Origin of the sequence: Hahella ganghwensis DSM 17046, assembly GCF_000376785.1 — a bacterium.
Taxonomy (GTDB): domain Bacteria; phylum Pseudomonadota; class Gammaproteobacteria; order Pseudomonadales; family Oleiphilaceae; genus Hahella; species Hahella ganghwensis.
The window spans coordinates 74,108-99,407 of record NZ_AQXX01000129.1; the positions used below are offsets into that span (position 1 = coordinate 74,108).

The following is a 25,300-nucleotide window of genomic DNA, read 5'->3' on the forward strand; positions in this document are numbered from 1 at the left end:
GACTGGCGTCTACACTTGAGCATAGACACCTGTATATGTGAAGGCTGAGAGGGTAAATGCTGTTGACTTCCAAAAAGGCTCCTTTCGGGTTGGATGAATGGCTGGAAGAGCTGAGCCAGATGGATGCAGTGACCATGGGTGCGATTATCAGGGAGTTGAACAAGCTGACGGATTCTAAAGAGTCTTCTGTACAGCAACTATCAAAGGAAATATTGAAAGACCCGGGGCTGACTTCGAAAATTATCAAAGTCGCAAATAGCGTCCTGTACAACCCGTCCAAAGCGTCAGTTGCAACGATTAGTCGTGCAATCATGCATATTGGATTCAATACCGTTCGAGCAATCTGTGTCTCGGCGATTGTGATTGAATCTATTATGAGGAATCATCCTCGTGAATCACTGATCAGGCAGATGGCCAGATCTTTTCACGCGGCAGTGCAAGCTCGCAATCTATGCGAAAAAGCTCGGCTGGACATCAGGGAGGAGGTCTTTGTCGCTGCTTTGCTTCTGCACTTGGGGGAGCTGATGATTTGGGCCTATCCCCATCCCAGCATCGATAAGTTGTATCGCTTGTATCAGAAGGGAGCAAATTCCAGGGATATCGAATCCGTCCTGGGAGTGACCTTTGAAAGACTGACAATCGAGATGGTTTCACAGTGGAACCTCGGGAACACTCTGGCCGAAGCGCTTTCCGAAGTTGAAGATAAGGCGAGTCGGATGTGTCAGGCTGTGCGTTTGGGAGACGAAATCGCCATTGCCATGGAAAAAGGTTGGGACAGTCCTGAAATGGCATCTGTGCTCAAGAAAGTCTCTGTTTTTTCCAATCAGCCTGAAGCAGAAGCCAGGAGGCGCCTGCAGACCAGCATGAGTGAAGCGACTCAGCTGTCCAAACTTTATTGCGATCCCAAGTTGACCAGATTGCTGAAGGAGACCGGACAGGTTGCCGAAGAGTCCATGGATACACCGGCCCTGTTGCAGCCGAACCCCCAGGTTCAGTTACAGACATTGCAGGCGATTATGCAGATGATGGCTGGAAACCTCGACAGCGGCAAGTTGTTCCAGTTGATTATGAATGGGCTGCATGAGGGGGTTGGGTTGGAAAGGGTCGTTCTGGCGATATTCAATCAATCCCGCACACAGGTATCGGCAAAATATGTCGTGGGAGCAAGAACGGTCAATTGGCGAGAGCGATTTCGGTTTTCCTACGAGAAGCAGCCGGATAATCTGTTTTCCAGGGTGATGCAAGGACATGAGGCTGTCTGGCTAGGTAACCCAGGCTTCAGCGCCGTCAGTAAGCTTCGAAGTAAGGCTTTTGAGGAGGTGGTGGGAGCGGGCGATTGTCTGCTGGGACCCATAGAGGCAAGTAAGCGAGAAGTGGGATTCCTGTATGCAGACATGCACGTGTCAGGTCGGCCGATGACCGAAACTTATTTCAGTGGTTTCAAACATTTTCTCCAGCAAACGTCCCTGTGTCTTGGATTGCTGGCGAATAAACGTTGACAATCGGAAAGCCTAATTTATCTCTGTTACATCAACGTAAATAGAAAGTCTCTGACCTGGGCGCAAAATGCTGCTTTTGTTGATGGAGTTCCATTTAACCAGGTCATTGACAGATACATTGAACTTGTTGGCGATAAGATAGAGCGAGTCACCCTGACGTACCCTATAGCCTACCTTACGGATAATTTCCCGATTGCTGAATGCTGACGTTGTTGGTGTTGGAGAGGTGGTGGACTTGGCCAGATTGACTTTGGTCCACACCACCAGCTTCTTACCGGGGCTGAGCACATCACCTGGTGCCATACCATTCCATTTTGCCAGTTTGCGTACATTGACGTGATAAGCGCGGGAAATGTCCCAAAGCGTATCTCCTGACTTAACGGTATATTCGATTCGGGTCGTGCCCGCTGCCCCTGTGACTTTCGACTGTTTGCTTTCCAGTCGATTGTCAGCACTCAAGGCGTAGTAGTCTGCTCCCTCATAGCTGCTGGGGATGAGTAGCTGCTGGCCTTGTCTGATAAGTGAGCCGCGAATGCGATTGACATCTTTGACCACCTGAGGCGTGGTTTTAAATTTTTTGGCGATGGAGATCAGACTGTCTCCGGCTTTCACCCGGTACCGTGTCCAGTTGACTCTTTGTTCCTTTGGCAGCTCAGCATAGGCTTTTTTGAAATCTTCAACCCGGTCGATTGGTAACACCAGCCTGTGTGGACCAAGAGGATCCGTTGCCCACTGGTTGTAACCGGGATTCAGGATGTAGAGGTCATCAACATCGATTTTGGCGAGTCTCGCTGCCTGGGAAAGATCTATTTGAGATTCGAGCTGTACTACGTCGAAATAAGGTTTGTCATCAATAGGGAAAAGGGTGACGCCGTATTGCTCCGGCTTATATACCAGTTTGGCTATCGCCAGTAGTTTGGGGACGTATGCCCGGGTTTCCCTTGGAAGATCCAGGTTCCAGAAATCAGTGGGTTTACCTCTGGCCTTGTTCTTGCGGATTGCCCGCTGCACCGTTCCTGCTCCGGAATTATATGATGCCAATGCAAGCAGCCAGTCACCTTTAAAATACTTGGCCATGTCTGAAAGATAGTTAAAGGCAGCTTCAGTGGAAGCTACGATATCTCGTCGGCCGTCGTACCACCAGGTCTGGCGCAGACCATAATGTTTGCCGGTACCGGGGATAAACTGCCAGATGCCTGCCGCGCGACCGTGAGAATAAGCAAAAGGATCAAAGGCACTTTCCACCACAGGCAGCAATGCCAGCTCCATTGGGAGTCCCCGGCGTTCCGCTTCGGAAACAATGTGGTACATGTAAAGGGAGCTGCGTTCGAACGTCCGGTCAAGATAGGACTGGTGCTTTGCATACCAGTTGAGCTGAGATTCAATGCGGGGGTTGGTGAGCTCCATATCCAGCTTGAAGCTGGCGCGCATTCTGTTCCACACATCTTTTTTAGGAATAAGTTCGGCCGGATCTCTGGCTATGGCTGGATCTGACGGCGTAATGAGGATACCTGCCGATTCATCCCTGCCATTGAGGTATTGTCCATTGTGATATTGCTCACCGGCATGCTGAGAATCTGAATGGGCCTCCGCTCGGGTGATCTCACTCAGTGTCTGATCGTTGTCCGTAGTTTCCTGCATTGCCAACTGGTCAACGTCGACAGAGGAAGAGGATTCCGGGGCTCCTGTTTGTGTCCCGGCTTCAGAGGCAGGCGTTGAGTCGTCTGTAGATTCGCTCGAGACGATCTGTTCCAGGTGACTGCAGGCTGCGAGGAGCGATAACTGGGTTGCGGCCAGCAGGCGCGCGATATAATGCATAATCAGGCTTTACTTTCAGCGTTTACAACAAAAAAGATGCTATGAAACTTATAGCATCCGGCAAGCAAAACGTCGTGGATTGTATTGGGCGATACTTTGATCAGCAAGTTAAAAAACCTAAAAGTTGTCTTTCCATTTCCTGATTGCCCCCATAACTTCGGCTTCATCTTCAGGCTCATGACCGAGGCGGTTTCGTGCCTGTGAGATAACTTCCGGATCGTCTGTTCTTAGGAAGGGATTGTACGCGAGCTCGCCTGACATCAGCGAAGGAACTGTTGGATGCCCCTTATGCCTGAGGTCTGTACACTCATTAATCCGGTGTTGTACGGCTTCTGATTTGGGCAGAACTGCTTTGGCAAATGCAAGGTTGGAAAGCGTGTACTCATGAGCGCAATAGACCCGGGTATCGCCTGGCAAAGCCTTTAGTTTTGCCAATGAGTGGAGCATATTGGAGGGGGTACCTTCAAACAGTCTTCCGCAGCCGGCTGAGAATAATGTATCCCCGCAAAAGAGGACCGGTCCCAGAGAGTCTGAATGGCCGAAATAGGCAATGTGATCCATGGTATGGCCCGGAACAGTCATTACACTGAGCTTTAGTCCAGGGAGTGAGAGTTCGGCGCCATCATCGAGGGGATGGTTGATCAGGGGAATGTTGGCCCGGCTATATCCATAGACCGGAATGTCGCGGGTAGCCAGCAAGCTGCGAATCCCGCCCACATGATCCATATGATGGTGGGTTACCAGAATGCCGTTAAGCTCGAGGTTATGCTCTAATAGTGCCGTTTCCACCGGCGACGCCTCACCAGGGTCTACTACCCAGGCTTGTTGATGGTGTTGATAGAGCCAGATGTAGTTATCGTGAAATGCTGGTATTGGAAATATCTTCGTCATGGGTTATCCCGGGGTAGTCGAAGTGATACTATTTTAACGTCGGGTCAACGTTTTATCGATGTTACCGAAATATAAAGTGAGATTAGATGCTCTTGTTTGAACATTCTAATACACTCCGGGAGTATCTGTCGTATCCGAACCGGGTTTGAACCAGAGGGAATTTCGTCAATAACGGATTTCAGTGGCAATGCAGGATTATGAAAAAAATTAACAAGCAGAAAATGCTGGATCCTGAGTCTGTCAGGGAAGATTTCAAGCAGTGGTTCAGTACCGGCCTTGGGCGTATATTGCTGGCCAATCAGAGGTTGGCGGTAGAACGCTGTATTTCCCGTTACTTTGGTTATCACCAGCTTGAGTTGTTGGTTGATCAGAGCCATGGCGTAGCCGAAAACAGTCTGCTGGGGCATCGAATTATTGCAGTGCCAAAGTTGGAAGAAGGGGCGGATGATGGTGTCCTTGTGTGCGAGCCCCACGAACTGCCCTTGATCACAGACAGTATTGATCTGGTGGTTTTGCACCATACTCTGGATTTGTCTCCGGATCCCCATCAGACATTGAGAGAGGCATGCCGGGTTCTTAGATCCGGAGGACATATTGTGATTGTCGGGTTTAATCCGGTCAGCACCTGGGGGCTCAGCAAGATTTTGCACCGGGGGCGCAAAGCTCCTTGGTCTGGTCGCTTTATTTCTTCCGTGAGACTAGAGGATTGGTTAAGTCTGCTTGACCTGCGCCTGCACGACGTTTCATACAGTTTTTATACACCGCCTGCTGCCAATCTTCGCTGGCATAATCGTCTGGCGATTCTGAATCGACTGGGGAAAAAGCTAAAGCTTCCGCTGGGGGCTTTCTATATCATACAGGCGCAGAAACGCGTCGGTGGAGCGATACCTCTTAAGCCTAAATGGCAAAGGAGAAGGGCTGTTACCGGTGCCGCGGTGGTTCATCAATTCACACCATACAGAAAAAATGAAAAAAGTTGAGATATATACAGACGGGGCCTGTAAGGGAAATCCCGGTCCTGGCGGGTGGGGCGTTGTCCTGCTTTATGGGAAAAGCAAAAAGGAAATGTGGGGCGGAGAATCGCCCACCACCAATAACAGAATGGAGCTGATGGCTGCGATTAAAGGGCTTACAGCGCTAAAACAGTCATGCGAGGTGGATCTATACACTGACTCTCAGTATGTTCGGAAGGGGATTACTGAGTGGATGCATAACTGGAAAAAGAAGAACTGGAGAACCTCATCAGGCAGTGCCGTTAAAAACAGTGATTTATGGAAGGAGCTTGATCAGGCCTGTCAGCGCCATCAGGTAAAATGGCACTGGGTGAAGGGACACGCGGGTCACCCATTAAATGAGCTGGCCGATGAATTGGCGAACAGGGGAGTGCTTGAGCCTTCGCCCAGCCTGTAGTATCTATCAGATACTTAACGAAGATTAGAGAATTTAGCGAAAAACTATGCGTCAAATTGTACTGGATACGGAGACTACGGGTCTTGAGCCATCACAGGGCCACCGTATTATAGAAATTGGTTGTGTTGAAATTGTCGACCGCAAACTGACAGGTAATCATTACCACGTTTACATTCGGCCAGACAGGGAAGTGGATGTCGAGGCATTTGAAGTTCATGGGATCTCAAATGAATTTCTGGCTGATAAACCCCGCTTTGCGCAAATTGCAGATGAATTTCTGAACTTTATCAAAGGGGCGGAGTTGGTGATACATAACGCAGCGTTTGACGTTGGGTTTATCGATCACGAGTTTGCGATGCTTGGTAGCCAATACGGCAAAACGTCAGACCATTGTGGTGTGGTGGATACGCTGCTGATGGCTCGAAAAAAGCATCCAGGGCAAAAGAACAATCTTGATGCTCTATGTAAGCGGTACATGATTGATAACAGTCATCGCGAACTTCACGGAGCCTTGCTGGATTCCGAAATACTGGCGGAAGTCTACCTGGCTATGACCGGTGGCCAGACTGCTTTAATGCTGCATGGTAATGACGGTGATGGTGAAGAAACGGCGACCGAGATCAAAAGGCTGTCTGCAGATCGTCCGCCACTGAAAGTTATTCGAGCCACCGAGCAAGAGCTGTCGGCGCATAATGACAGGCTGGACGCCATAGACAATAGTCTTTGGCGACAATTGGAGAGTTGAATTCCGGACCTTGGATATCAAAGGATTCTGAATACCAAAAACAAAAAAGGCGCTGAGTAAGCGCCTTTTTTATGTCTGTGTCCCGTTCTGAGTAACGGTGAGAAGACTCTGAATGAATCGGATTAAAGCGTCAAGTTAACCATTAACAGTCCAACGGCACCCATCACCACCGTGTAGGGGGCTGCCATGATGACCATTTTACCGTAGGACAGTCTGATCAACGGCGCAATGGCGGAAGTCAGCAGAAACAGGAATGCTGCCTGGCCGTTGGGGGTCGCCACGCTCGGCAGGTTGGTACCGGTGTTGATGGCCACAGCAAGTGCTTCATAGTGCTCGCGGCTGATCTGGCCGGCATCAAAGACACGTTTGACTTCATCTATATAGACAGTGGCGACAAAAACGTTGTCACTGATCATAGAAAGTACACCATTGGCGATAAAGAACATTGATGGCTGAGCTGATTCGTCCATGGCCAGCACCGCATTGATAATACCGGAAAACAGATGCTGTTCATGGATGACGCCGACGATAGCAAAGAAGACTACCAGAAGCGCTGTAAACGGCAGGGCTTCTTCAAACGCTTTACCGATTTGGTGTTCTTCGATAATACCATTGGCAGAGGTTTGCAGAATGATGACCATCAGGCCGATCAGGCCGACAGCAGCCAGATGGAACGCCAGTGAAAGAATCAATATTCCCGCAACACATCCCTGAACAATCAGCTTGGCCTTCTGCTGCAGATGCATTTTCTTACTTTCTTCAGCGTTGAAGTCAGAGAGAATCTGTCTTACAGAGTCTGGTATGTTGGAACCATAGCCAAAGACCTTGGTCTTCTCCAGGATGTAGCAGGTAATCAGTCCTGCTACCAATACCGGCATAGTGATCGGGGCCATAACGGTAAAGAACTGAATGAAGTCCCAGCCCAGCTTGTCAGCGATCAACAGGTTTTGAGGCTCGCCGACCTGAGTGCAGACACCACCCAATGCTGTTCCCACCGCACCATGCATCAGCAGGCTGCGCAGAAATGCCCGAAACTGTTCGAGGTCTTCTTTAAGGTCCTGTTGTACCAGTTGATCATCGCCATGATCATGGTCGTGGCCAAAGTGCTTGCCCGACGCCACTTTGTGGTAGACGGAGTAAAAACCAACTGCCACGCTGATAATAACCGCGGTAACAGTCAATGCGTCGAGAAAGGCAGAGAGTACGGCAGAGACTAGACTGAATAGCAGAGAAAGGGTGGCTTTGGAGCGAACATTTAGTAGAATTTTGGTGAAGACATATAGCAGCAGGTCTTTCATGAAGTAGATGCCGGCTACCATAAATACCAGTAGCAGGATAACTTCGAGATTGCCAGAGACCTCATGATATACGACTTCTGGGCTGACCATGCCGATTACGACAGCTTCGAGTGCCAGCAGTCCTCCAGGTTGAAGTGGATAACACTTCAGGGCCAGGGCCAGAGTGAATATAAACTCAACAATTAACAGCCAGCCCGCCATATAGGGGCTGATCAGGAAGAGGATCGGATTGATCATCAAGAAGGCAAAGATGGTTTTTTTATACCATCCGGGGGCATGCCCGAGGTAGTTGTTGTAAAACGCCTGTGATAGGGTCGTCACCATAACAGTTTGTTCCTTAGGTTAAAACGGATGTCACAGCGAGTGAAAAAACCTGAAAGAAAAACAATAATTAAGAAGACTGTTTTCTTATGGTTATTCTCAAATCAGCTAAAATAGTCGAAGCGAATCGAAGAAATAATCTGGGGGGGGTCACTGAACCGCGCGTGCGGAGTTTACCAAAATATCGACACATTGCAGCAAATAATTGAAACACCCAATTTCTTGTTTAACTTGAAAATTGTGTTATAAGTTAGTAATTACAGGGCGCTTTTTGCCAATTTTAACACCGTTAATGTATCAATATTGACCAGCTCCGCAGGGTTTTAAGGGCAGGGTATATGGCTGACGCGACAATAGCCGCGAAGAAATCAACATCATTTGATCTGGTAGAAAAGGAAATCAGCAACACAATTGAGCAGGCTGAATTAAGTCTTGAACGTTTTCAGGAAAACCGTGAAAGTGGTGAAGATTTACAGAACTGCATCGATTTTCTAAACCAGTTGCGAGGCATCTTCACTCTGATTGAGTTGCAGGGTGGGACCATCTTGTGCCAGGAATCTGTGGCAATTGCCAATGAGGTTCCTGTTGGCGCCAGTGAAGACAAGAACAGTCTTCTGGCGTCCCTCAGTCAGGCGTTATTTATATTACGCCGTTATGTGGAGTACTACGATCGCCGCCGGGAAGATCATCCAGAATTACTACTCGATATTATCAACAGTCTCAGGCAGGCAAGAAATGCTAAGCCTTTGCCTGATAGCTACTTCTTTGACGTGGAATTTCAGCGGGTAACACCAAAACCATTGTCAGATACCTCGATTCAACCGGAAGTCTTCGAATACAGAAGTCGTCGGCTCCGGCACATGTATCAGGTTGGCTTGGTCAGCCTGTTGAAAAAGACAGAACGCGATGTCGGTTTCAAGCTTATGAACCGCGCCGCTGACGGATTTGCCAAATTGTGCAAAGGTTCGTCTATTGCCGAGCTTTGGAAGCTGACCAGTTTGGCTTCCAGGCTTATGTTAAGAAACAACATGACGCTGACCGGCACACGCCAGCGAGTCTTTATGAAGCTGGAAAGATATACCCGGGAAATGGTAAAGCTGGGTAAAGTTGCCACCGCGAAAACGATTTCGGAAACGGTGGCGAAAGATCTGGTGTATATCATTGCCCTGAGTGGCGACCGTTCTGAGAAGATCCGTGAGGTGTTGGCTGGTTTTCAGGTGGCACCGTTGGATTTTGATGAACCTAAACTGGTCGCTCACCGCAGTCTTTTGATGGGGCCTGGTAGTGACGTGCTGAGTTCTCTGGCGAAGGCTCTGCATGAAGAAATCAGTCATATCAAGGACAAGCTTGATATCATCGAGCGGGGCATTGATTCGGATGATACCGGTCTGCAGCAGATTTCCGACAGTCTAGGTAAGCTGGCCGATACTTTGACCATGCTGGACCTGAAAAGGCTCAGCGATTTGGCGAAAGGACTGCGCAGCAAGTTGCAGGAATGGAGCAAGACAGGCAAACAGCCCGGTGATAATGAACTGATGCTCATTGCTGATTCCGTTTTGAACATTGAGCAGGCGGTTTCCCAGCTGGAAGACGAAGGTCTGACTTTTGAAACGGATAAAATCGCCGAACAAAAATCAGATATACAATCCAGTCCCTATCTGACGGAGGCGCATATCGTCGTCGTTGGTGAGTCCCAGGCAGGTCTGGCGCTGGCGAAACGTTCGATTACCGCTTACCTTGAATCCAGTGGTGATAAGCTGCATCTGGCCAATATTCAGAGTGTTCTGGATGGAGTGCTGGGGGCGCTCGTCATGATCGAGCAGACTCGTGCTGCGAAAGTACTTCAGTCAATGGCCAGGTGTATTGAGGAGAAACTGCTCCGGAGTGACACCAAGCCAGAGGACCATCTGCTGGAAACCCTGGCGGATGCATTGACTTCACTCGAATATTACGTAGATAGCCTCGGACGCAATTCGGAGGGGAATGCTGAACTTCTGTCTTTGGCAGAAGAAAGTGTTAATTCTCTGGGATACTGAGCGCGATCCTCGGCCTGTGGCGGTACTCGGGAAGGGTGATGTCGTTCTTGTCCGGAGCTGATACACCAGGATACCGTCATGCTCTATTCCATCGTTAGTGCGATCCTGATCACCATAGCTATTATGATTGGAATCGGAGCGGTCTGGACTATGATCCGCCGCTCCTGGTTTATGACCTGGATAAAAGGCAGTCTAGCGCTCGCAGTGGTTGCCATGGCTGTTCTGCTGGTTCTGCTGGCGGTTGATTTGATTCAGTTCAAAAGCTTTCAGGCCGACGTGCCTGTGGCGAAGGTCAAGCTTAAGCGTCTGGGAGAGCAACAATTCCAAATGCTAATGGAAATTCCCGAGGAAGATGTTCAGGAGTTTGTTCTGTCAGGGGATTTGTGGCAGTTGGATGCGAGGCTGATTACTTGGTATGGGCCTTTGGCCGCTGTGGGAATGCGTCCCGGCTATCGCTTTGAGCGGGTCAGCGGACGCTATTACTCATTAGAGCAGGAGCAGAAGGCGGAAAGGACCGTATATGCCGTTGATCATATTGATACCGGGGTGGATTTTTGGGAATGGCTCCTCCATTCAGATAAGTTGCCTTGGGTAAAAGCCAGGTATGGTAGTGCGACCTTTTTGCCCATGAAGGACGGGGCTGAATTTTCGATTGCTGTGGGGGTGGACGGTTTGGTGGCAAAGCCAGTTAATAGTCAGGCTGTGGAAGCAATCCAGGACTGGAATTAAAAAAAAGCGCCGTTAAGGCGCTTTTTTAAGAGGTAATCCGAAGATTAACTGATGCTGAAAAGCTCACCCAGCTTCATCGCCAGCATCATGTCACCTTCTGCGCGCAGTTGGCCAGCCATAAATGCCTGCATACCGTCAGTTTCACCGCTCACAATGCCTTGCAGAGTTTCAGAGTTCATGATCAGGGTAACGGAAGGATCGTCGTGGTTACCTTCAGTCAGATCGCATGAGCCATCTTTTACTACCAGGTGATAGTTATCTGCATCTTCGATGTCAAACTGGAACACCAGGTCGAGACCGGAAGCGGCGTCAGCGTTGAAATTGTCTTTCAGCTTCTGAAAAATTTGTGCAACAGGCATAGTACGTTCCCTTTAATTGTTAGGACTCAGTTGTTGTAACCGGACATACGTCAGGTGCCGCTGAAATGAGATATCGCAAAAACATTGTGTTTCTAAACATTTTTCATGGCCGAGCATGAAAAACACCTCTAACAGCATCGAGGCTTGAATGTAGGGGCTTTGGAAAGCTGTGTCAACAGTTAATCGAACGCTTGTTTGAATTTTTGTGAAAAGACCTCATTTATAACGTCAGCCTATGGGTCCAGCAGTATATTCTGCGATAACAGACCCTGATGATCATCAAACACTTAAGTTCCTCGTCATAGTCTGTAAAATGGCGGACGTTGATAGGTAAAAGTTTAGTTCTACCTGCAGATTTGGAAATTTTGTCAGTCTTATTCAGGAGTAAAAGCGTTGGAGTTCTTAACCGACTATGGTCTGTTTCTCGCTAAATCCGTCACTTTAGTTGTGGCAATTCTATTTATTGTCGGTTCACTGGTGGCCTTGGGGCAGAAACAAAAAAAACAACACGATGGTGATATCGAAATTACGCATCTCAACGACAGGTTGAAAAAATTCAAGCAGTCACTTGAGCATTCCATATTGAGTAAGGAATTAATCAAGTCCCGCGAAAAAGCCCGCAAGAAGGAGGAGAAAGCGCGAGCCAAGGCGGAGAAAGAAAGCAGGAAAGCAGGAAAAGGAAATCCCCTGGAGGAAAACGACGACAAGCAGCGGGTTTTCGTTATGGATTTTGATGGGGATATTAAAGCTTCGGAAGTATCCAGATTACGTGAGGAGATTACCGCCGTTCTGACGCTTGCTGGTGATAAAGATGAAGTGGTTATCCGCCTTGAGAGTCCGGGAGGAATGGTTCACGGGTATGGCTTGGCTGCATCACAGTTGGAGCGTATCCGCCAGAAGAATATTCCGTTAACGGTGTGTGTTGATAAAGTGGCAGCCAGTGGTGGATACCTGATGGCTTGTCTCGCCAATAAGATCGTGGCAGCTCCTTTTTCAATTATTGGTTCAATTGGTGTGGTGGCTCAGTTGCCAAACTTCCACCGCCTGCTTAAGAAGCACGACATCGACTTTGAGGTTCTGACGGCCGGTGAATACAAGCGGACCCTGACAGTTTTCGGTGAGAATACCGAGAAAGGTCGACAAAAGTTTGTGGAAGACCTGGAAGAGACTCACGTATTGTTCAAGGAATTTGTGAATGAACATCGCCCACAGGTGGATATTGATGAAGTCTCCAAAGGCGAGATCTGGTATGGCAGGAGAGCGAAGGAAAGATTGCTGGTAGACGAGATTATGACAAGCGATGACTATCTATCCAGTAAGTGCGATCAGGCTGACGTGTATCTAGTGCATTATCTGGAAAAGAAAAGCCTGGCAGAAAAAGTTGGGTTGTCAGTTGCTAAAGCGGCGGAGACGTTAGCCCTAAAAGTAGCTAAACTCAGTAGTAGCAAAGTTTAAATGGAAAGGCTTGGAAGAGTCCTGACGAGGTTTGAGTAATGGCGGCGGAGAGCGGCTTCAGAGCATTGAGAGCAGTCGAAAAAAGTGAGGGTTTTTTTGTAACCGAAATTCAGGAAATGCCTTTTGACTCACTTCCGGATCATGATGTCCTGATTAAGGTTCATTATTCTTCTCTCAATTTCAAAGATGCACTCTCCGCTCATGGGCACCGGGGTGTTACTCGGAAGTTTCCTCATACTCCCGGTATTGATGCGGCGGGTATAGTCGTTGAATCAAGATCCGGAGCCTTCACGGCGGGGGATGAAGTCCTGGTGACAGGTTATGATCTGGGAATGAATACCCCAGGAGGGTTTGGTGAATACATCAGGGTTCCTTCAGAGTGGGTGATTCGTAAGCCTGCCCGTCATGATCTGCGTTATTACATGGTGTTGGGCACCGCGGGTTTGACAGCGGGGTTGTCTGTAGAGCGTCTGGCGACGACTGTGAGGCCTGAAGATGGACAGATTCTGGTCACCGGGGCAACCGGTGGTGTGGGGTCCATTGCTGTTGCTCTGCTTGCAAAGCTGGGTTATGAAGCCGTGGCTCTGACCAGTAAGGTTGATCACAGCGATATGCTGGTCCGTCTGGGGGCTCATAGGATTGTCGATCGCTCCTATGTTGAGGACCTGCCTGATAACAAGGCACTTTATAAGGAAACTTGGGCAGGGGTAGTGGATACAGTAGGCGGTACGTTGTTTTCAAAAGCCATGAAAGCGATTCATCACAGTGGTGCCGCTACCACTTGTGGAATGGTGGCGGGAACAGAAGTATCGACGACCATCTTTCCTTTTATTCTGAGAGGGATTTCGGTGTTCGGTATCGATTCAGTGGAAATCTCCAGAAGCCGTAAAGAGCATATCTGGCACTTGTTTGATAATGAATGGGCGCTGACGAATCTGGATAGTCTGTCACATGACATTTCATTGGAGGAACTGCCAGCGGCCATAGAGAAGATTCACATGGGGAAAATGCTGGGGCGCATGGTGCTGAAGCATATTCTATAAATTTGGCGTCAGGTAGTTAAAAAATGGGGCGATAAGTTGCCCCATTTTGGGTTGGATTCCTGATTCTTTTAATCTCTTCTTAATCTGTCCGAGATAGCAATGGGGCTCTGGAAGTTCAATACCACGACATAGGATGAAAGCATAAACATTAGGATTGCTGTGCTTTGTATCAGCATGGAAGCTTTTTCGCCGATCATATTTTGAGATACCGCCATAAAAGAAATCAGTAGAGAAAATTCACTGATCTGGCCTAGTCGGAAACCTATTTCCCACGAGTCTTTGCGCTCTTCTTTTACCATTCTTAACAGTCCGTAAAAAATGGTTGGCTTCGCTGCCAGTAACACGAGTGACAGGATCAGTGCTGGAATTGCCACATCCGGGAGTAAGGCGATATTCAGACTGGCTCCGAGAGAGAAGAAAAACAGCACGAGAAAGAAGTCCCGCAAGGGTTTCAGGCTTTCCGCGATATATTGTGATATGGGGCTGGTAGCTATAGTGACACCGGCGATAAAAGCGCCTATTTCCAATGAGAGACCTGCTGCTTTGGCAATCTCAGCGACACCCAGGCACCAGCCAATCGCGAGCAGAAAGACATATTCATGAAACCGGTCGAACTTGGCGAACAGTTTCAGAAGAATATATTTTACGACCAGATATGCCCCGCCAATGATTAGTGGTAGTGCGAGGAAAGTCAGTGTAAGACTTCCGGCAGACAGGTCTTTGTCTCCCGCGGCCAGGACAAGCAGTGCAATGATGGCAATGAGGTCCTGGACTAACAGCAGGCCCACCACCAACTCGCCGACGTGGCGGTGGTGAAGGACGGTCGTGGGTAGAAGTTTGATGCCGATGATGGTGCTGGAAAAAGTGACGGCAATGGCGACAACCATGGCTTCTGTTTGAGTGAAGCCACTGCCCAGGGCGACTGAATAACCGATGGCGGCAAACAGCAGTGAGCTGACAAATGCCACAATGGTCGCCTTTCTCAGCACATGAAGCAGGGCGGAGGGTTGCATATCCAGCCCTAACAGAAACAGCAGGAAGATGATGCCAATTTCTGCGATATTGGAAAGCAGCTTTAAATTGTCGATGAGTGAGAAACCCGATGGTCCGACCATAGCGCCAAGAACGATATAGGCGAGAATCAGTGGCTGTCTTGTCAGTAGTGCCAGGGATGCAAGAACAGCGGCGCCCGAAAAAATCAGAAAAAAGGAATAGACGATATTGATATCCATGACCAGTCCGCTACAGGGTGTATAGTAAGGTTATAAGCAGCCGGGAAAGCTGTCAAAGCCCATTGCTGAACTCAGGTTTCGGTATTCTACAGAATACATAACGCTAAATGTTAGTGGATCTGATGATTAAAAAGACGTTGAAGGAAAATAGAAGATCTGAGTTGTAGAGTATCTAAAACAAATAAAAAAGGCAGATAAAAATCTGCCTTTTTTGCTGAAGATTATGCGCGCCGCCTGAATAGCGGTAGCGGCTGATCTGTGCCGGCTTGGTATACCTCGGAAAAGGTGGTTAATCCAGCCAATGCTTTTTCTGCTGAGCGGTCTGCTCGCAAAGCAAAGCCGTTAAAGCCGCAACGTTTCATATAAAACAGCTGATCCAGAAGTACATCCCCGATCGCCCGTAGTTCACCTTTGAAGCCGTAACGCTCACGAATAAGCCGGGCGATGGAGTACCCGCGTCCATCGGCGAATTTGGGAAAGTTTACCGCGATCAGTTTCAGGGATGCGATATCGTCGGCCAGATCTTCCGGCTCTTCATCGCTGTCTAACCAAACGCCGAGGTCCTGTCTTGTCGCCAGGGTCTCTTTCTGGGCCAGCCAGGTCTTCAGAGGAACAATGACGCTTCCGTCTGGAATCTCCTGTTGAGCCGGCGTGTCAGACTTCTCAAGATAGACCCATTGGTCGTCCAGGATGTTTCCGTCGAGTATCATGTTAGGCATACACGCGCTCCTTGAATGGGGTTATACCAATGCGTCTGAAGGTATCGATAAACAGCTCTTCGTCACTACGCTTGTCGACATATACCTGCAGTATCTTTTCGATTACATCGGGCATTTGCTCGCGGGCGAATGATGGGCCGAGTATCTGGCCTATAGAGGCATCCTGACCGGAAGCGCCACCGAGGGAGATCTGGTACCACTCTTCACCCTTTTTATCGACACCCAGGACGCCGATGTTGCCCACGTGGTGGTGGCCACAAGCGTTCATGCATCCGGAGATATTCAGATCAAGGTCGCCAAGATCATAAACATAATCAAGGTCATCAAACTTGGACTGGAGAGCTTCTGCAACCGGAATTGACTTGGCGTTGGCCAAAGAGCAGTAGTCTCCACCCGGGCAGCAGATGATATCTGTTAGTGTGCCCAGGTTAGGCGTGGCAAAGCCCAGGGGTTTGATTGCCTCCCAGAGTTCAAACAGGCGATTTTGTTCAACGTCGCCCAATACCACATTTTGCTCGTGAGTAACCCGGAGCTCACCAAAGCTGTATTCATCTGCCAATTGGGCAAGTTGTTCAAGCTGCTTGTCTGTAACGTTGCCGGGCGGAATTCCCAGGGTCTTGAGTGTTAGGTTGACAATGGCGTAGCCTGATTTCTTGTGGGGGGCAACATTGCGCTTGTGCCAGTTGCTGAAGAACTTATTTTCGGCAAGCTTTGCTGATAACTCCTCAGGCTGGTCATTCAGTTCTTTGTATGCAGGATCGGTGAAGTGACTTTTGATCCGCGTAATTTCTGCATCAGTTAACTTTGAGGGGCCATCTTTAATATGTTGCCATTCGGCTTCCACTTTTTCTGCAAAGCCTTCTGGTGTCATGGCTTTGACCAGAATCTTGATACGAGCCTTGTACTTGTTGTCCCGGCGGCCATAACGATTGTAAACCCGGAGTATGGCGTCGAGGTAAGTCAGCAGGTCATGCTCTGGGAGAAACTCACGAATGACAGAGCCAATCATAGGAGTGCGGCCCAGGCCTCCACCGACAAGAACTTTATAACCCAGTTTGCCGTCTGAATTGGTCACGATCTGGAGCCCGATATCATGCACGTGAATTGCTGCGCGGTCACTGTCAGGACAGGCGTTGACGGCGATCTTGAATTTGCGCGGCAAGAACGCGAACTCCGGGTGGAAGGTTGACCACTGACGAATGATCTCGCAGTAAGGGCGTGGATCAACCAGCTCCTCGGCTGTGACTCCGGCGTATTGGTCTGTGGTCGTATTGCGGATACAGTTACCGCTGGTCTGAACAGCATGCAATTCTACTTCCGCCAGCTCGGCCAGGATCTTGGGAGAGTCCTCGATGGTTGGCCAATTTAGCTGAACATTTTGGCGGGTAGTGAAATGTGCATAGCCTTTATCATAATCCCGGGTGACCGTGGCCAGGCGACGCAATTGTGTGGAGGAGAGCATGCCATAAGGAATACAGATTCTTAACATCGGCGCCAGACGCTGGACATAAAGTCCATTTTGAAGACGCAGAGGTAAATACTCCTCTTCGCTCAGCTCTCCTGCAAAGTATCGATTGGTTTGATCCTGGAATTGATTTACCCGATCCCGGATGATTTGATGATCGTAATCGTCGTATTTATACATTGAGATTACCTAATAAGTACCAGCGTGTTTAATGGGTTACAAACTCAAAAGTATTCAGTGTCAGCAGCTTTTTAGGGGCCTAATTCTACAGGAACTTCTTATAATTAAAACGGCTATTTAAATATATATTTAGAATTAATATTTATTAAAAAATGCGAAACAGTATTCGCTAGTCATTGAAAATCAATATCTTCTTGATCCTGCCGGTCAGCTGTTATACAAAACAACTGGGAAGTCCTTTTCGACAATCAATCAGGAGCGTTCCATGGCTGAAAATAATAATCAAAGCATTAACCAGGACTCTGACAGTAAAGTGGATGCCATCGCTGCGGTGGTGCTGGTCGTCAGCATTGCCACGATGATGATAATGTGGGTGGCAAGTCACTAAGTACCAGGCATCATCAGGTCGTAGAAAGACAAAACACCGCCATCTGAGCGGTGTTTTGCTGTCTTATCCTTTTCCTTGATCTTTTCGGGTCCGCTCAGGCCCCAGCAGAGCTGAGTACCATGCTGACAATAAAGGCAATGGTGAGCACGAACAAGATTCCAAATACGATTCCGGCCACAATATAGGCTGCAGGGCTTTTCTGCTGAAAATCCCGTTGTTGAGCCTTGCTGCTTTGTACTCCAAAGGCAGCTCCGAGCACACTGACAACCAGTTGCCATAAGTTCGGTTTGGCGCTTTCTGAATTCTTATTCTGTTCTTCCATTCCTGTTATCCCTATTGACGTTCCTGTGTTGGGGTTATTTGGCTATCACGCGATCAGGTGTCGTAGGCCAGATTCGGGGAAAGCCAACGTTCTGCTTCGCTCAGGCTCCAGCCTTTGCGAGTCGCGTAGTCTGCCACCTGATCTTTTTGTATCTTGCCCACAGCGAAATACTTGGCCTTCGGATGTGAGAAATACCAACCGCTGACCGCAGCAGCCGGGTACATGGCATAGTGTTCTGTCAACTTTACGCCAGTTGTATCCTCTGCGGACAGTAGATCGAACAGCTTTCTTTTTTCCGTGTGGTCCGGGCAGGCTGGGTATCCAGGGGCAGGACGAATACCTCTGTACTTTTCCTTGATCAGGGCGTCGTTGTCCAGAGATTCATCTGAGGCGTATCCCCAGAACTCCTTACGAACTCTTTCATGCATGTGTTCGGCAAAAGCTTCTGCAAGTCTGTCTGCCAGGGCTTTCACCATAATGCTGCTGTAATCGTCCTGACGGGCCTCATACTCTTTTGCCAGCTCTTCTGCACCAATTCCTGCGGTAACAACAAAGCCGCCGATGTAATCAGTTTTGCCCGACTCTTGAGGCGCAACAAAGTCGGCGAGAGAAAGATTTGGATTGCCGGGTCCGCGATCATTTTGCTGACGCAGATGGTTCAAAGTCAAAATCTCATCTTTTGCCGAGGCGTCAGCGTAGACCGCCGTGTCCTCTTCGCCGGTTTTGTTGGCCGGCCAGAAACCGAGGACCGCGCGCGCCTTGAGAAGCTTGCCATCGATAATCTTTTTCAGCATTGCCTGTGCATCGTTGAATAGTTGCGTCGCCGCTTCGCCGATAACCTGGTCCTGAAGAATTTTCGGATATTTGCCGGTGAGATCCCACGAGATAAAGAAAGGTGTCCAGTCGATATAGTCCACCAGCTTTTCAAGGGGGTAGTCGTCGAATACCCGGGTGCCTGTAAAGGCTGGAGTAGGGGGCGTGTAATCAGACCAGTCTACATTGAGGGCGTTATCCCGTGATGCTGTCAGAGTCATGGATCGATTGGCCGGTTCACGTCCCTTGCGACGTTCACGGACCGTTTCATATTCCTCCCGGATTTCCTGGATATACCCGATCTTCTGGGTGTCGCTGATCAGTTTGGTGGCTACGGCAACACTGCGTGAGGCATCTGTCACATAGATGGTTGCGTCATTCTGATACTGAGGCTCGATTTTTACTGCCGTGTGCGCCTTGGAGGTTGTGGCGCCGCCAATCAGCAGTGGAATATTGAAGTCCAGGCGTTGCATTTCTTTGGCGACATGAACCATTTCATCCAGTGAGGGGGTGATCAGTCCACTCAGTCCGATAATATCCACTTTCTCCTCTTTGGCGACCTGCAGGATCTTTTCGCAGGGCACCATAACACCCATATCAATAACATCGTAGTTATTGCATTGGAGAACGACCCCAACAATATTTTTGCCAATATCGTGAACATCGCCTTTCACGGTGGCCATCAGAATCTTGCCTTTACTCTTGGTGCCTTCCCCTTTCTCTTCTTCAATATAGGGCACAAGATAGGCAACGGCCTGTTTCATGACTCGGGCACTTTTTACTACCTGGGGCAGAAACATCTTTCCGGAACCAAACAGGTCGCCGACCACGTTCATGCCGGCCATCAGAGGGCCTTCAATAACTTCGATGGGGCGCGCGGCCTGCTGTCTGGCTTCTTCGGTGTCTTCAGTAATGTAGGTATTGATGCCCTTAACCAGTGAATGCTCAAGTCTTTTAATCACTGGCCACGAGCGCCACTCAAGATCTTCCGTCGATTTTTTTTCACCGGTAGACCGGAAACTCCCAGCGGCTTCCAGCAATTTTTCGGTGGCCTCCGGGCTCTTATTCAGAACGACGTCCTCAACAAGTTGTTTCAGGCCTGTGGGGATTTCATCGTAGATAACCAACTGAGCGGGGTTAACAATCCCCATATTCATGCCGGCATTGATGGCATGGAACAGGAAGACAGAGTGGATGGCTTCGCGTACAGAATCATTGCCGCGGAAGGAAAATGATACGTTACTGACACCTCCTGAGACGCTGGCGTAGGGGAGGTTCTGTCGTATCCAGCGAGTGGCTTCAATAAAATCCACGGCGTAATTGTTGTGTTCTTCGATCCCTGTGGCAATGGCAAAAATGTTAGGATCGAAAATAATGTCCTGGGGTGGAAAGCCCAGATCGACCAGAGTTTTGTAGCTTCGCTCGCAGATTTCAATTTTGCGCTGCAAAGTATCGGCCTGACCTTGTTCGTCAAAAGCCATGACCACAACAGCTGCACCATAGCGCATACAGGCTCGGGCCTTGCTTACAAAATCCTCTTCACCTTCTTTCAGGCTGATAGAATTGACGACCGCTTTGCCCTGAATACAGCGCAGGCCAGCCTCGATAACCTCCCACTTGGAAGAGTCAATCATGATGGGAACCCGGGATATATCCGGCTCAGAGGCTACCAGATTCAGGAAGTTAACCATGACCTCTTTGGACTCCAGCATTCCTTCGTCCATATTGATGTCAATGATCTGTGCGCCGTTCTCCACTTGGTCGCGAGCCACGTCCAGAGCCTCCTCGACACTGCCTTCCTTGATCAATCTCAGGAAGCGACGTGATCCGGTGACATTGGTTCTTTCGCCAACGTTAACGAACTTGATTTCGTCGTTCAGGGTGAAAGGCTCCAGCCCTGAAAGTCGCAGGCGGGGAGTGATTTCCGGGATGGCTCTGGCCGGGTACTTCTCTACGGCCTCTTTTATGGCCTTAATATGAGCAGGAGAGGTTCCGCAGCAGCCGCCGATAATATTGACGAATCCGTCTTTGGCAAACCCTTCGACGATGGCGGCCATTTCGGCCGGTGTTTGGTCATATTCGCCGAATTCATTTGGTAGTCCCGCGTTTGGGTGGGCACTGATATAAGTGACAGCTTTATTGGAAAGCTCTTCCACATAAGGACGCAGGGCATCAGCGCCCAAAGCGCAGTTAAGACCGACAGAAATTGGTTTGGCATGGGCAATAGAGTTCCAGAAAGCCTCTGCGGTTTGCCCGGAGAGTGTCCGGCCTGAAGCGTCGGTTATGGTGCCGGAGATCATGATGGGTAGGTCGATATCATGATCAATAAAATACTGTTGCACCCCATAAATACAGGCTTTTGCGTTCAGGGTGTCGAAAATGGTCTCGATCAGGATGATATCGACATCGCCGTCGACGAGCCCGCGCGTAGCGTCATAGTAGTTGTCGGCCAGGGTCTGAAAATCGACATTTCTGTAGCCGGGGTTGTTGACGTCCGGTGAAATGGAGGCGGTTCTTGATGTAGGGCCGAGTACTCCCGCGACAAATCTTGGGCGGTCGGGAGTTTCCAAGGTTTTCGCATCGGCGGCTTCTCTGGCGACTCTGGCCGCTGCCACGTTGAGCTCGTATACAATGTCCTCAAGGCCATACTCTGCCTGAGACACGGCAGTGGCATTGAAACTGTTGGTTTCAATAATATCAGCCCCTGCATCCATATACGCCTTGTGGATGTCCCGGATAATGTCGGGTTGGGTCATGCAAAGCAGGTCGTTATTGCCTTTGATATCCCGGTCGAAGTCTTTGAAACGGTCACCTCGGTAATCCTCTTCCTCCAGCTTATATTGCTGGATCATAGTGCCCATGGCACCATCGAGGATCAGAATTCTTTCTTTAAGAGCGTTATGTAAAGCTGCTATGTTTTGGCGACGGTTTGCGCTCAATGTCATGTGTATAACCCGTTTCAGACGTCAACTGATGTTATAAAAAGGGCGAAAATATTAGCAGAAATGCCCGTGGGATGCTGCACTCAGGCTGATATTTTGGCGCTGAATCACTAATTTTTCAGCGATCAAAGTAAGCATTGGGTATTGTGCCTTACATTTTTTATCATTTCGCTATAACCTAGTAAATTAGTAAGGCTTTAACCCTGTCGGGATTTACACTACAATGCCCGGCAGCAATAATGGTCTGATAAACAGGTCCATTACAAAACAGGTCACTACCGTTTTGGTAATGCCAAGCTGTTCAGAACATGCCGGACCGGCACTGAACAGAATAACGCGAGCTGGTTAACGAAAGTAAGTGAGAATCGATGGTAACTGTTACTGAATCTGCACAGGATTATCTGGCGCAACTTCTGGAAAAGCAAAAGGTTGAAGGTATCGGTGTGCGGATGTTCGTCACTCAGCCTGGAACCAAGTATGCAGAAACCTGTCTGGCATATTGTAAGCCGGAAGAGGTGATCGAGGAAGACGAGAAGGTGGAACTGTCTAAGTTTGCCGTCTATCTCGATCGGAGCAGTCTGCCGTTTCTGGAAGATGCCATTGTCGATTTCAACCAGGAAAAAATGGGTGGGCAACTGACCATTAAGGCGCCAAACGCTAAAATGCCCAAAGTGAACGAAGATTCTCCACTGCCTGATCGCATCAATTACATACTGTACACTGAAATCAATCCCGGGCTGGCGGCTCATGGGGGGGAAGTTTCGCTCGTCGAAGTTGTCGACGAAGGTGTGGCTGTGTTGAAGTTTGGTGGTGGATGTCAGGGCTGTTCTGCGGTGGATATGACTCTGAAGAATGGTGTTGAGAAGACGCTGATGGAGAAGATTCCCGAATTGAAAGGCATTAAAGATGCCACCGACCACTCCAATACCGAGAACGCTTACTACTCCTGATTTAGCCAGGTCTTTGGGTTCAGCAGCCTAAAGTAATCGTTGATCAAGCTATCTTTGGCAAGGTAACAGGTCGCTATGAAAAAGGACGCTTATGCGTCCTTTTCTGCTTTCTAGAGCAGGGTTTTGTTTCTCTGTGCCCAGATCTCTTTCGACTTTTTCATTGCCTCATCCATGCACAAGTTTCTTAAGTGTCTGAGCGTTAATGCTGCCGTAGAAATAACGGCTGCGACTGCGTACTCGTCTTCTGACTCCCCCCGCCATAGTGATTGCATGGCGGACACTTCAAGTGAATCCGGTTTAACGTGCCGACGTTCGAACATGGCTGGCCAGGTTTCTTCTGCGACTTTGCCGTCAGCGACATAGCGAGCGAGGCATTCCCCGTCAGGATTGCGCTCAAACTCACCGCCTTCTCCTTTAATCACCAGGGATTTTGGATAATTAAGCAATTGGCCCGTCAGTTGGTGAATGGGGCTGTAGGGGGGGTGGAATATTCCTTGGACCACCAGAGAGGCGTTCAATGGATTCAATAGCCTTGCCATGGAGTGGACGGGGGAACGTAGCCCCAGGATTGAGCGCATCTGGATGATGTCATGAAGCCTTGGGGAGAAGGCTTCAAGAGGTAGGTAGGCGAAATTTTTAGCGTCAAGATGATGCTCTACCTGTTCCCAGTTTTCTGCAACGGGTAAACCAAGAGTCGTCATGACGTTGCGAGTATACAAGCGCCCTTGAGTGTGACCCTCGGCGCCATGCATGAATATCCTGATACCTGTCTGAGAAAGCATTAAAGCAGAGAGAATAAACCAGGGCTGGTGCCTTTTTTTGCCGGCATATGAGCTCCAGTCAATATCAACCTCCAGCCTGGGAGCGTGAAATCGCTCCTGGGCGGCTTCCACAAATCCGGCCAGCTCGTCGGGAGATTCCTCTTTGACTCTTAGCAGCATTAAAAAAGCACCGAGTTGAAGGTCTAGGCATTCTTTGTCGATAATCATTCCCATGGCAGAGCGGGCTTCTTCACGCGTAAGTGAACGGCTACCTTTTTTGCCTTTGCCCAGGATTCGTACAAAAGGAGCAAAGGGATGTTCGTTATGCTCCTTGGGAAACTTGCCTTCTTTGGGAGAGCTTTTGTGTTCTGAGGCTTTATTGATAGAGGGTGTGGTCATAGGTGGTGTGTGTAATTGACGATAAATTAAAGACAGTTGTTTGGTTTTGGGAGTCCGGCAATTTTACAGACCATTTTGGCAGGTCCTTCCCGGAAGAGCTTGAGCAAGTGCATGCTGTTGCCTTTGTCGTCTCCGAGTTCCTGCTTGACCGCTTTAACCAGGACTCTATTTACCGGAGATAAGCCGAATGTTTCATAGAACCTGCGGGCGATCAGGATGATCTTAAAGTGTTCTTCAGTTAGTTGAATTCCTTCAAGGCCTGCAATACGGGCAGCCATTTCATCATTCCAGAGGTGAATGTCCTTGAGGAACCCCTCTTTATCAAATAAGGCGTGATCAGTTGTTGAGTCATGCTGTGTTGTCATAAATTGTCATCAATGGCGTATCAGAACCAGGAAATCGAGTGATTGTGTTTCTCAGTCAATGAAACAAATCCAGGATAGTCTACCATCTGGACAGTCTCAGCCCTAAGGCTCTCCAAGCCTCTGGCGGAAATGTCCTCAGACAAGGTATAAATATCGATGCCTGTTACCTTGAGGCGCTTGTTAAGGCGGTCAAAGGGAGAAGATGTTGTCCAGATTACGCCATCCTCAATAAATAAAAGGGTGTCGCCGGGAGTCAGGCTTTCCAGGCACTTGTTCAGAAGTTCTGTCTGATGGGTGCCCTGATTGAAAATGTGGAGAGTCATCATTTTTACTCAATTAAAAGCTCAATACGGTGTCTGCCTGTTGAATAACTGCGGCGATCTCTTTCCTGGTCAGTAGCTGCACAGGTATCGCCAGTTCATTTCCCGTTAAACCTCGTTCATTCAGATCCGCTGCATCGACAATGACTTTATCAACTCCATACATTTCAAGTGCTTTAAAGCCTTTTCGGTAATCTTTCAGGCCTATAGAGGCCGAATTGCCGCCATCAACCAACTGATAAATCCCGTCCATCTGAAAAATGAGTGTTACGTCCTGGTCGAACACTGAAGCAGCGAGAACGGCATCGAGACCTGCTGAACCCAGCGAGTTTCCGAAAGGGCTGGCGGAAAATATAAATAACAGACGTTTGGCGGACATTATCGTGCTCCAAAGGTGATAACACGATCAGATTTGAGCGTGGCATCCACTAGCTGACCCAGACCTGATAGCTCAAAGATATCGTCCAAAGAGTGCTGTTGGCGCTCATATCTTTGGGATTCCTGCTGATTAATGACCCCCCGTTTAATTCCAGCGCCAATACAGATCACCAGATCCATATTGTGCAGCTCCTTCAATTTACGCCAGGCGTCCGGCAGCAGATTGTCATCCTGAGGGGAAACTGCCAGGGAGGAGCCGTTCAGGGCTCCGTCGTGATAGAAAAATACACGATAAACGCTGTGCCCCATCGCCAGTGCCGACTTTATGAAGTGATAGGCAGAATAGGGGGCTTGGGAGGAGTGGGGGGCGCCATATACTACGATGCTGTAAATCACTGGAGGTATCCGCGTAAGTCCTGAGTTGGCCATCGGTTTGAGAAATAAAAAAGCCCGACGTTTGTC

24 protein-coding genes are annotated in these 25,300 nt (G+C 49.0%); 10 read left to right on the plus strand and 14 right to left on the minus strand.

Annotation, left to right across the window (positions count from 1 at the left end):
* Nucleotides 1–56 precede the first annotated feature (56 nt).
* Nucleotides 57–1,499: an HDOD domain-containing protein gene (locus tag F566_RS0120295; RefSeq protein ID WP_020408868.1), complete on the plus strand. Its 1,443-nt coding sequence runs from the start codon at nt 57–59 to the stop codon at nt 1,497–1,499.
* A 12-nt stretch (nt 1,500–1,511) separates the two neighbouring features.
* Here the strand turns inward: F566_RS0120295 and F566_RS0120300 are convergent, their stop codons facing one another.
* Nucleotides 1,512–3,317: a lytic transglycosylase gene (locus F566_RS0120300; RefSeq protein WP_020408869.1), complete on the minus strand. Its 1,806-nt coding sequence runs from the start codon at nt 3,315–3,317 to the stop codon at nt 1,512–1,514.
* 117 nt (nt 3,318–3,434) lie between these two features.
* Nucleotides 3,435–4,208, minus strand: coding sequence for a hydroxyacylglutathione hydrolase (gloB, locus tag F566_RS0120305; RefSeq protein ID WP_020408870.1), 774 nt, complete (start codon nt 4,206–4,208; stop codon nt 3,435–3,437).
* A gap of 197 nt (nt 4,209–4,405) precedes the next feature.
* On the opposite strand from gloB, the gene F566_RS0120310 reads away from it, so the two are divergent.
* The 3 genes from F566_RS0120310 to dnaQ are packed head-to-tail and all read left to right on the plus strand — an operon-like array spanning nt 4,406 to nt 6,363.
* Entirely contained in the window at nt 4,406–5,188 is a 783-nt protein-coding gene (locus F566_RS0120310; RefSeq protein WP_020408871.1) for a class I SAM-dependent methyltransferase, read from the plus strand.
* A complete protein-coding gene (gene rnhA, locus F566_RS0120315; protein WP_020408872.1) occupies nt 5,175–5,618 on the plus strand; it encodes a ribonuclease HI in 444 nt (147 codons plus the stop codon). The genes F566_RS0120310 and rnhA overlap by 14 nt, the downstream gene beginning before the upstream one ends.
* A 46-nt stretch (nt 5,619–5,664) precedes the next feature.
* A complete protein-coding gene (gene dnaQ / locus F566_RS0120320; RefSeq protein ID WP_020408873.1) occupies nt 5,665–6,363 on the plus strand; it encodes a DNA polymerase III subunit epsilon in 699 nt (232 codons plus the stop codon).
* A 122-nt stretch (nt 6,364–6,485) separates the two neighbouring features.
* On the opposite strand, the gene nhaB is transcribed toward dnaQ, so the two are convergent.
* A complete protein-coding gene (gene nhaB / locus F566_RS0120325; protein WP_020408874.1) occupies nt 6,486–7,985 on the minus strand; it encodes a sodium/proton antiporter NhaB in 1,500 nt (499 codons plus the stop codon).
* A 335-nt stretch (nt 7,986–8,320) separates the two neighbouring features.
* On the opposite strand from nhaB, the gene F566_RS0120330 reads away from it, so the two are divergent.
* Both F566_RS0120330 and F566_RS0120335 read left to right on the plus strand, forming a co-directional pair.
* On the plus strand, nt 8,321–10,018 hold the full coding sequence (locus tag F566_RS0120330) for a FimL-related protein (RefSeq protein ID WP_020408875.1): 1,698 nt from the start codon (nt 8,321–8,323) through the stop codon (nt 10,016–10,018).
* Nucleotides 10,019–10,096: 78 nt separating this feature from the next.
* Nucleotides 10,097–10,747 (plus strand): hypothetical protein, encoded by a 651-nt coding sequence (locus F566_RS0120335; RefSeq protein WP_020408876.1) that lies wholly within the window; start codon nt 10,097–10,099, stop codon nt 10,745–10,747.
* Between the two features lie 44 nt (nt 10,748–10,791).
* Here F566_RS0120335 and F566_RS0120340 read toward each other — a convergent pair whose 3' ends face one another.
* Nucleotides 10,792–11,106, minus strand: coding sequence for an SCP2 sterol-binding domain-containing protein (locus F566_RS0120340; RefSeq protein WP_020408877.1), 315 nt, complete (start codon nt 11,104–11,106; stop codon nt 10,792–10,794).
* 393 nt (nt 11,107–11,499) lie between these two features.
* On the opposite strand from F566_RS0120340, the gene sohB reads away from it, so the two are divergent.
* Together sohB and F566_RS0120350 are read left to right on the plus strand one after the other, a co-directional pair.
* On the plus strand, nt 11,500–12,561 hold the full coding sequence (gene sohB / locus F566_RS0120345) for a protease SohB (protein ID WP_020408878.1): 1,062 nt from the start codon (nt 11,500–11,502) through the stop codon (nt 12,559–12,561).
* Nucleotides 12,562–12,599: 38 nt separating this feature from the next.
* The gene (locus F566_RS0120350; protein ID WP_020408879.1) at nt 12,600–13,604 is read left to right on the plus strand and encodes a YhdH/YhfP family quinone oxidoreductase; all 1,005 of its coding nucleotides are present in this window, start codon (nt 12,600–12,602) and stop codon (nt 13,602–13,604) included.
* Nucleotides 13,605–13,672: 68 nt separating this feature from the next.
* On the opposite strand, the gene F566_RS0120355 is transcribed toward F566_RS0120350, so the two are convergent.
* The 3 genes from F566_RS0120355 to F566_RS0120365 form a co-directional block, all read right to left on the minus strand.
* Nucleotides 13,673–14,836, minus strand: coding sequence for a cation:proton antiporter domain-containing protein (locus F566_RS0120355; protein ID WP_020408880.1), 1,164 nt, complete (start codon nt 14,834–14,836; stop codon nt 13,673–13,675).
* Between the two features lie 221 nt (nt 14,837–15,057).
* Entirely contained in the window at nt 15,058–15,555 is a 498-nt protein-coding gene (locus F566_RS0120360; RefSeq protein ID WP_020408881.1) for a DUF934 domain-containing protein, read from the minus strand.
* The gene (locus F566_RS0120365; RefSeq protein WP_020408882.1) at nt 15,548–17,200 is read right to left on the minus strand and encodes a nitrite/sulfite reductase; all 1,653 of its coding nucleotides are present in this window, start codon (nt 17,198–17,200) and stop codon (nt 15,548–15,550) included. Before F566_RS0120365 ends, F566_RS0120360 begins: the two co-directional genes overlap by 8 nt.
* 265 nt (nt 17,201–17,465) lie before the next feature.
* Between F566_RS0120365 and F566_RS37975 the strand changes: the two genes are divergently transcribed.
* Entirely contained in the window at nt 17,466–17,588 is a 123-nt protein-coding gene (locus F566_RS37975; RefSeq protein WP_020408883.1) for a hypothetical protein, read from the plus strand.
* A gap of 94 nt (nt 17,589–17,682) precedes the next feature.
* On the opposite strand, the gene F566_RS0120375 is transcribed toward F566_RS37975, so the two are convergent.
* Together F566_RS0120375 and metH are read right to left on the minus strand one after the other, a co-directional pair.
* Nucleotides 17,683–17,910 carry a DUF2970 domain-containing protein gene (locus tag F566_RS0120375; protein WP_020408884.1) on the minus strand — a complete coding sequence of 76 codons (228 nt, stop codon included), beginning with the start codon at nt 17,908–17,910 and terminating at the stop codon, nt 17,683–17,685.
* A 53-nt stretch (nt 17,911–17,963) separates the two neighbouring features.
* The gene (gene metH / locus F566_RS0120380) at nt 17,964–21,668 is read right to left on the minus strand and encodes a methionine synthase (RefSeq protein WP_020408885.1); all 3,705 of its coding nucleotides are present in this window, start codon (nt 21,666–21,668) and stop codon (nt 17,964–17,966) included.
* 365 nt (nt 21,669–22,033) lie between these two features.
* Between metH and nfuA the strand changes: the two genes are divergently transcribed.
* Entirely contained in the window at nt 22,034–22,615 is a 582-nt protein-coding gene (nfuA, locus tag F566_RS0120385; protein WP_020408886.1) for a Fe-S biogenesis protein NfuA, read from the plus strand.
* Between the two features lie 110 nt (nt 22,616–22,725).
* Here nfuA and F566_RS0120390 read toward each other — a convergent pair whose 3' ends face one another.
* The 5 genes from F566_RS0120390 to tusD are packed head-to-tail and all read right to left on the minus strand — an operon-like array spanning nt 22,726 to nt 25,234.
* Nucleotides 22,726–23,775, minus strand: coding sequence for a glycosyl transferase family protein (locus F566_RS0120390; protein ID WP_020408887.1), 1,050 nt, complete (start codon nt 23,773–23,775; stop codon nt 22,726–22,728).
* A gap of 26 nt (nt 23,776–23,801) precedes the next feature.
* Nucleotides 23,802–24,140 carry a TusE/DsrC/DsvC family sulfur relay protein gene (locus F566_RS0120395; RefSeq protein ID WP_020408888.1) on the minus strand — a complete coding sequence of 113 codons (339 nt, stop codon included), beginning with the start codon at nt 24,138–24,140 and terminating at the stop codon, nt 23,802–23,804.
* Nucleotides 24,141–24,160: 20 nt separating this feature from the next.
* Entirely contained in the window at nt 24,161–24,466 is a 306-nt protein-coding gene (tusB, locus tag F566_RS33570) for a sulfurtransferase complex subunit TusB (protein ID WP_020408889.1), read from the minus strand.
* A gap of 10 nt (nt 24,467–24,476) precedes the next feature.
* On the minus strand, nt 24,477–24,839 hold the full coding sequence (tusC, locus tag F566_RS0120405; protein WP_020408890.1) for a sulfurtransferase complex subunit TusC: 363 nt from the start codon (nt 24,837–24,839) through the stop codon (nt 24,477–24,479).
* Nucleotides 24,839–25,234 carry a sulfurtransferase complex subunit TusD gene (gene tusD, locus F566_RS0120410; RefSeq protein ID WP_020408891.1) on the minus strand — a complete coding sequence of 132 codons (396 nt, stop codon included), beginning with the start codon at nt 25,232–25,234 and terminating at the stop codon, nt 24,839–24,841. The genes tusC and tusD overlap by 1 nt, the downstream gene beginning before the upstream one ends.
* Between the last annotated feature and the right edge of the window lie 66 nt (nt 25,235–25,300).